This window comes from Campylobacter sp. BCW_6873, from assembly GCF_001762365.1.
Lineage (GTDB): Bacteria > Campylobacterota > Campylobacteria > Campylobacterales > Campylobacteraceae > Campylobacter_D > Campylobacter_D jejuni.
The window spans coordinates 1-7,398 of record NZ_MJWS01000009.1 but is presented as its reverse complement, the minus strand read 5'-3'; the positions used below and the strand labels follow the sequence as shown (position 1 = coordinate 7,398).

5 protein-coding genes and 1 pseudogene are annotated in these 7,398 nt (G+C 28.5%); all 6 read left to right on the top strand.

The features are described from left to right. Window positions 1-360: pseudogene (locus AJ932_RS00090) on the top strand (VgrG protein); the annotation flags it as partial. Continuing rightward, window positions 360-2,351, top strand: coding sequence for a DUF6402 family protein (locus AJ932_RS00085; protein WP_070278024.1), 1,992 nt, complete (start codon window positions 360-362; stop codon window positions 2,349-2,351). The pseudogene AJ932_RS00090 and the gene AJ932_RS00085, both read left to right, overlap by 1 nt. A gap of 1 nt (window position 2,352) precedes the next feature. Further along, a complete protein-coding gene (locus AJ932_RS00080; protein ID WP_002876473.1) occupies window positions 2,353-2,964 on the top strand; it encodes a hypothetical protein in 612 nt (203 codons plus the stop codon). A gap of 528 nt (window positions 2,965-3,492) precedes the next feature. Next, complete coding sequence (locus AJ932_RS00075; protein WP_070278021.1) at window positions 3,493-4,230, top strand: lysozyme inhibitor LprI family protein; 738 nt, start codon at window positions 3,493-3,495, stop codon at window positions 4,228-4,230. 41 nt (window positions 4,231-4,271) lie between these two features. Beyond that, window positions 4,272-4,961 (top strand): lysozyme inhibitor LprI family protein, encoded by a 690-nt coding sequence (locus tag AJ932_RS10710; protein ID WP_070278020.1) that lies wholly within the window; start codon window positions 4,272-4,274, stop codon window positions 4,959-4,961. Between the two features lie 3 nt (window positions 4,962-4,964). Further along, on the top strand, window positions 4,965-7,304 hold the full coding sequence (locus AJ932_RS10410; RefSeq protein WP_186820395.1) for a hypothetical protein: 2,340 nt from the start codon (window positions 4,965-4,967) through the stop codon (window positions 7,302-7,304). Window positions 7,305-7,398 lie beyond the last annotated feature (94 nt).

The following is a 7,398-nucleotide window of genomic DNA, read 5'->3' as shown; positions in this document are numbered from 1 at the left end:
AATGTGAAGGGAAATAAAAAGGAGGTGGTTGAGGGAAAACTTGAGCTTCATGTTAATAAAGGAATAAATTACTTTACGGAAGAACATTTTAGTATGCAAACTAACAATTACATTGATATATATACAGAACAAAATTTAAGCACGCAAACTAAAAAACAACATACAGAACTTGCAGAATCTAAATATAGTGACTTTCAAACAGATTGTGAAGTAAAGGCAGGCAATCAAATCCTCCACCAAGTAGGCGATACTCAAATTGTTACTAAGGGAGATTGTGTTATTATTAAAGCAGGTGGAGTTGAAGTAACTATAGACTCTAATGGACTTGTGGTTAGAGGTGGAGAGATTAAGGCAGAGTAATGGAAGCACTTAATCAAAAAAATAGTTTAAATATTAGGCTTTTAAGTTCTAATAATATTCTTCTGCATAATCAAGAATTTAAGCTTTATGAAATAGCACAGGGCAATAAAAATGAAATCAAGACTATTTTTACAACCAATAGAATGGGGGAAGCTCATTTAAATGCTAGTGAAATTTTTAGTAAAGAAGCACAAAGCTTTGAATTAATTTTAAACCAATCTAGTGTTTATAAAAACAAACCCATCTATAATCATAGATTTTTATTAAGAAGTTATGAGTATGGGCATTGGTGTGAAATAAAATTTGAAAGAAAGGCAGATAAAGGCTCTATAAACTCTATTAGGCTAAAATCCAAAGAATTTACCTTAGAAAATAATGAAAAAATAGTGCGTAATTTCTATACTTTTGGTGATATAGTAGAATTTGAAGCTATTTATGAGGATACAAAAATCAAAGAAGAGCAAATTAAATGGGGTTATGTTTTTATTCAGGATAAAAACACCTTAGATAAGTTAAACAAAAACCAATTAACCAATGACAAAAAGGAAAGTTCTTTATTTGATGAAGAAATTTTAAAAGATTGTTTTTATATTGAAAAAGAAGAAGATAAAGCCCTATTATCTTCTTCTATCATTTATAGACATTTAGAAAACAACAAAGCTTATTGTGGAAAACATCTTAGTTTGCAACTACCAAACCCTAAAGACACACAAGAGCAAAAAACACTATTAGTCTTTGCTTATAAGGAAATACCCAATTATAATGCCTCTTATCTTATAAGAATTAATGATTATCCACAAATTACCATTGATTGCACTCTAGCAGAAACACTAAGGGCACATACAAACAAAGATGAAATCTCAAGGCTTGGTTGGGGGGTAAGCTATATCTGTCAAAGATTATGGCATGATAATCCAAGTGATGTTAAAGAATTAAAAGATTTAACCTTTAGAAGCTCTACTTCACAAGATTTTATAGATACTATCCCTAATGAAACAATGAAAACAATAGTAAAGGAGATATTGCCTAGAGTAGAGATGCAACAATTAAAGACTGACAACACAAAATCAAGAGATAAAGCAAGATTTTATGCGGAATTAGATTGGGATAGTTTTTATATGAAGTTTCCTATAATGCAAAAGCTAAAGGGCGAGTATATGAATCTCAAAAAGCTTTTTGGAGAAGAATCTGATTTTCAAAAACAATTCGAAGATTTTCTTAATGATACTTTACTAGATATAAAAAACATTAAAAATACACAAGAATATACAATGGCACTCAATATCCAAGCAATGAAAGAGAATAAGACGAAGAATGCAGAAGTCTTTAAGCTATATAAAAAAGAGGAAACACTCCCAGAAACTCATAAAGCTATAAAAGACTTACAAAAACCATCAGATATTATCGATAATAGTTTATATTTTCAAAGGTTTGATATAAAAAATGATGTGTTTTTACCGCATTTAGGCTTAAGTAAATTTGATGCATTTTCATTGCAAAACTCCATACAACATGAAAAAGAAGTTTTAGATAAATTCCACTCTAACCCAAAATACAAGCAGAATTTTGCTCTATACTCTATCGCAGGGGCTTTTAATATCTTATATATACCAAGCCTTATACAAATCACGAGAGTTACAAGATTCTATAATTACCATTCTTTATATGCTGCGTGCAAAAAGGTGCGTGCTTTTATCATTGATACTGTGAATTTTAATAATAATGGTAGCGATCAGCCTATTGGGGTATGGGATTATGAGAAGGTAGGATTTGATTTATATAATTCGATAATGCAATACCGAAATACAAAATTTCATTTTAAATATACCTCACCAAAATCATTCTTATTTCCCTTATATAATTCAGACTTTCTAAAAACAAAACAGTATTTTAATCTAGGCTTAGATTTCTTTTTATATAGCTCTACATTTTTGGATATGGATTTTAGTCATACGCAAATGCAAGATACTGCTTTTATAGTGGGGAAGTAAGATGTTTTTTGCTGGTGGTGATTATGAGCCTTTTATATATGGGCTTAGTCTTATTGCATACTATTTTCTACCCCTTTATTGTCTGACGCTTTTATTGTATAAATATAAGCCTCAATATGTGAATCTTACTCTACATATTGGAGCTTCAGTGTTGTTATACTTAGCTATGTGGGTAATATTTGTCGATACAACTATTATCAGCCTTTTTGAAATTTTTCAAATGTTTTTAATCCCCATTATCTTGCAAATTATACATCTTACCTTTATACTCTATGCTATTATCTATACTTATTTTGATATGCAAAAGATTTCATTTACAAAGAGACTAGGCAGATATATCGTTTCATTTTTTATTGGGATTGGACTACTTATCCTTTCTTTTGTAATGATGTATGCTATTGGATATTATATCAGCTCATGGTGTGATAGATATTATCTTAAAATCGATGAGAGAAATGAGGCGATTCGCACTATAACTTTTTATGTTCTTGTTGTGGTTTTTCCCAGTATAATTGCACTACTCCTTAGCTATATCCTCTATAAAAATCATAAGTCATTTTTTACTAAGATTCTATATAGAATCTTATCTATGATAGGCAAGGACAAACCATAATGCAAAAACTTATATATCAAAACCACGACTACCAACAAACACAGAAACATTTCAATCTTGGTTGTGATTTTATAATTACAAGCCCAATATTTAAAAATATTAAGATTCCAAATAATTTGGATACAAAGAATCTATTGAGGATTATAGTAAAAAGTGAGACGAGATAATGACTGATGGATTTGGGTTTTTAGCATATGTCTTTACATTGCCTGTATTGATTCTTGGTGGTATATCTTGTGTATGTATAGTATTTTTGATAAGATTTCAAAGCTTTTGTGGGTTTGTATGTTCAAAAAGTTTTTGGATTGCTTGGCTTTTTTCATATTATTTATTATTTTTGATTATCTGCATTACTTGTGAATGGGAGTTATTAACAATGTATATCTGTGGTATTTCTTTACCTTTGGTATATTTTTAAGAAAATTTTTTATGCAATCACATTTAACTAGCTCCAAACGAATTTTCATTGAGGAGTAGTTATTATGTTTGAAACGACAAAAAATACAGAGTAAATTAAAAGGAGTTCTTATGCAAAAGTTTTTAATAGTTTTAGGATTGTGTTTAATGTTAAGCATTAGTGCTAATGCTCAATCTCCAGAAGAAGCTAAACCTAGCTTTGATTGTAGCAAAGCAACTACAAAAGTTGAAAAGATGATTTGTAATGATAAAAGTGGGGAGTTACAAAAACTTGATAGATTATATTCTAAACTCTATTTTTCAATACTAAAGAGTATCCCAAAAAACACAAAAGAGGGGCAAGAGACAAGAGAAAAACTGAAATATTTTAATCACTCTGTTATGAGTAATAGAAATATATTTCAATGCTATTTTGTTGCACCATTTGAGACAAAAAAACAAGAAGACCGTCAGTCTAATTATTGCATAAAACAAATTTATTTAGAAGCGATTGCTACTTTAGCTTTTAGAATGATAGATAGCGAAGCTAATAGAAAAAAATGGAATTTTAACCAAAGAGTAGAAAAATTTAATGGTGCTGCTTGCCCGTTAGAAAAATATGATGAAATAAATTTTTTATCTAACTACAATTTATTTAATAATTTTTTTGAAAACACTACTAAAGGCATTGTTATAGATTTTATGGCTTATAATATTGCACAATGGAACTATTTTATTCTACAATCTCGGATTAATGAAGCAAATTCAGGCGAATTTGATGAGGCAGTAAAAGTATATAAAATACTTTATGAGAAGCTCTATCAAGCTTTTACAGAAGATAAAAAACTTAATAAATTATTAGGAAACTAAATGCCAATTAAGATAACAAATTTAAATTAAAAGGAGTTCTTATGCAAAAGTTTTTAATAGTTTTAGGATTTTTTTTAATGTTAAGCATTAGTGCTAATGCACAATCTCCAGAAGAAGCCAAACCTAGTTTTGATTGTGGCAAAGCAAGTACAAAAGTAGAAAAGATGATTTGTAATGATAAAAGTGGGGAGTTACAAAAACTTGATAGATATATGGCAAAGACATATAAAGAACTAAGACAGAATCTAAACAAAAATGAGCAAAATAAGCTTTTAATATCGCAACGATTATGGCTTCAAACCCTAAATCAATGCAAATCTAAAGAATGTGTAAAAGAGCTTTTGCAAAATAGAGTTGGAGAATTGCAAAATTACACAGCACACACGGGCAATGTGTGGCTTGGGACTTATACATTACAAGAAAATCTTTATATGGGGAGCTTTACAATAAAAAAGTGTGATAAGTTTAATATTTGTGAAGCTAGATATGAGGCTATCCTCCATAAAAGTGAATTTAATGATATGCATATCTGCGAAGAAGTTTTAATGAAGCTTAAAATCAAAAATAATAATAAAGCCATTGCGTATTATGATGACGAAGAAAAATGTAGCTTGAACTTGGAGCTTAATAAAAATGGGATTTTAATCACAGAGCAAAAGCCCAAAGATTGCTATATGGGTTGTGGAGAGGGAACAGAAATTAGTGTAAATCGCTTATATCATAAGGAATAATCAATGCTTTATGATACCGAAGTGCTAAATGAAAATGATTATAAAAAAGAATGTGCAAGACTTCTTATTGCCTTTGAAAATCTAAATTATAAACAAGAAAATGCTATACATATTGCGAGAAATATAACCATTGGTTATGGACTTGATTTGCTAAAATGCGATGGACAACCAAAAGATTTTTTACTAGATTATTTACCAAATGATTCTAAAAAACTTAAAATAGGAGATGAAGAATTAACTTTTTATGAAATTATAGAGAAATATAGAGCCAATAAGGCAGGTTTTACAGACCCAAAGATAGTAAAAGGTTATTTACAAAATAGAGTGTTTAGTTTTTCACTTACACAAGAACAAGCTCAAAAAGTTTTAGAAAATATGATTCCAATATATGAAAAGAGACTTTCCAATATAACAACAAATTATTTGCCTTATAGTAAAGAAAGAGCTTCATTGCTATCTATGCGTTATCTAGGAAAAGGCATTGAAAACAATGGATTAATTAAAGCTATTAAGAATAATTCAAGATTTTTGTCTTGGTTTATTATAAGATACAAAACAAATGTTAATACCTATGTAGGATATATTGCTAGAAGTGCAGATGAAGCAGATATCTATCTATCTAATCCGAATATCAATAAAATTAGTCTTATATTTGATATATTTTCTTATTTGAATATTAAAAAAGAGCAAATAAAATACAGAACATACCAAGATAATGAAAGTATTGAAAATTTTACCACTCATGTTAAAGAAGATACATTATTAAATTTGGCAAAATGGTATGAGAATGATTTAGATTTTATAAGATTTAACTCACAGAATAAAGTTAGCAAAATAAGCAAAAGTAACATTTCTCAAATTGTTTCAAATTTTAACAAAAAGCCCATAAATGATATTGTTGCAACCCTTAAGCCTCATTTAGATTACCTAAACACCCTCACTCAAAAAAATTTTAGCTTAGATAATATTTATTGTATTGCTAATTATTGTGAGAATTTAGGTGCTAATAAATTGGATAATGTTGCCTTGCTTAATAAAACTTTAAGACAAAAGTTTGAAAAACTAGAAGCAAATACACCCCATAATATTCTTATACTCTATCCAAATCCCACTCCATCTATTATACAAATAGAACAACCTAAAAATACTTTTATTACTTTACTTATAGGAGCAAAAGCAAAAATAGATTGCACTAAATTGATAGAAGATCAATGTGAGCTAATGTATTTAAAATATGATCCAACACAAGAAGAACAACAAGCAATTAATCCACAAGCTTTTTCTTGTAGCACCCAAGAAGAACTTATTTTAAAAAAAGAAAATGAAATATACTTTAAAGCAGTAAAAAACAATATATCATATTTTATTAATAAAAACGATGGAATTTTAAAAGTTGCTCTTACTGGCAATGAAGAAAATGCTATAGAATTATACAGTTTTGCTAAAGAAAATCAATTTAAAATTTTACAAGATAAAGCCTCAAAGATGCTAAAAATCTATTTAAAACTAGAAAGGTATAGTAGCGAAGAGATTTTATCACATAGAGGGGGAAATTTTGAATTAACACTTAATAATCTTAAGATTTTAGATGAAAATGGAAATAATCATGAAACCATCACTAAAGTATTTCTTCATAATTGTGAGAATAGAAGGATTTATGAAAGTTTAAAGTTAGAGTATCAAGAAGGCATTTATAAGAGCAGTTTCAAGATTGATTTAATTTTAGATGAAAACTCTTCTTTTTTTAAAAGGGCTACAAAATGTATTATAGCTACAAAAGCCTTAGAAGGCTTTAGTACAAGTCAAATGCACAAAATTGGAAATGTGGCAATAGTCTCTTTAAGTTCTGCAGATAAGAAAGGAGGTTGTTATACTTTTACAAATAAGGTAAGCATGCAAGATTTTGGAGAAAATCTTTATTTAGATACTGAGGCAAATGGGTATGAAAAACAAATCAAAAATTCAAGAAAGGATTTATATATCACAGGTATGCAAGCTTATAAAGACAAAGAACAGCAAAATACTACTGATAAAATCCCTTACAATGAAACTATTTTTGTTAGAGCTTACTTAAATAATGAGGAGAAATTTTTCTTCGATGAGACAATTAAATGGGCATATTGTGTAAAAAAAGAAGAGGAATTAGAATGCAATCAATCTAAAATTAAGATTTTAGAAAATCTTCAAGGAAATGATATAGCCTTTAATACTTCTATGCTTTCACAAGATGATAGGAATAAACTTTATAATATGAATGAAAAATATCAATTAATTTTATTTGCCTATTTTAACACACCTGCTTTTAAAACAACACAAGGAATAACGCATTTAGTGTTAAAATGACTAAAGATTTAAATTATGCAAAAAAAGCCATTGAACTTACCCTCTCAAATATAAAAGATAAAGAACAAATTTATTTAAAAGCCCAAAAGGATTA

Excerpts from the sequence above, each read along its gene's own strand:
- AJ932_RS00085 (WP_070278024.1), top strand. The coding sequence starts at position 360 with ATGGAAGCACTTAATCAAAAAAATAGTTTAAATATTAGGCTTTTAAGT.
- AJ932_RS00080 (WP_002876473.1), top strand. The coding sequence starts at position 2,353 with ATGTTTTTTGCTGGTGGTGATTATGAGCCTTTTATATATGGGCTTAGT.
- AJ932_RS00075 (WP_070278021.1), top strand. The coding sequence starts at position 3,493 with ATGCAAAAGTTTTTAATAGTTTTAGGATTGTGTTTAATGTTAAGCATT.
- AJ932_RS10710 (WP_070278020.1), top strand. The coding sequence starts at position 4,272 with ATGCAAAAGTTTTTAATAGTTTTAGGATTTTTTTTAATGTTAAGCATT.
- AJ932_RS10410 (WP_186820395.1), top strand. The coding sequence starts at position 4,965 with ATGCTTTATGATACCGAAGTGCTAAATGAAAATGATTATAAAAAAGAA.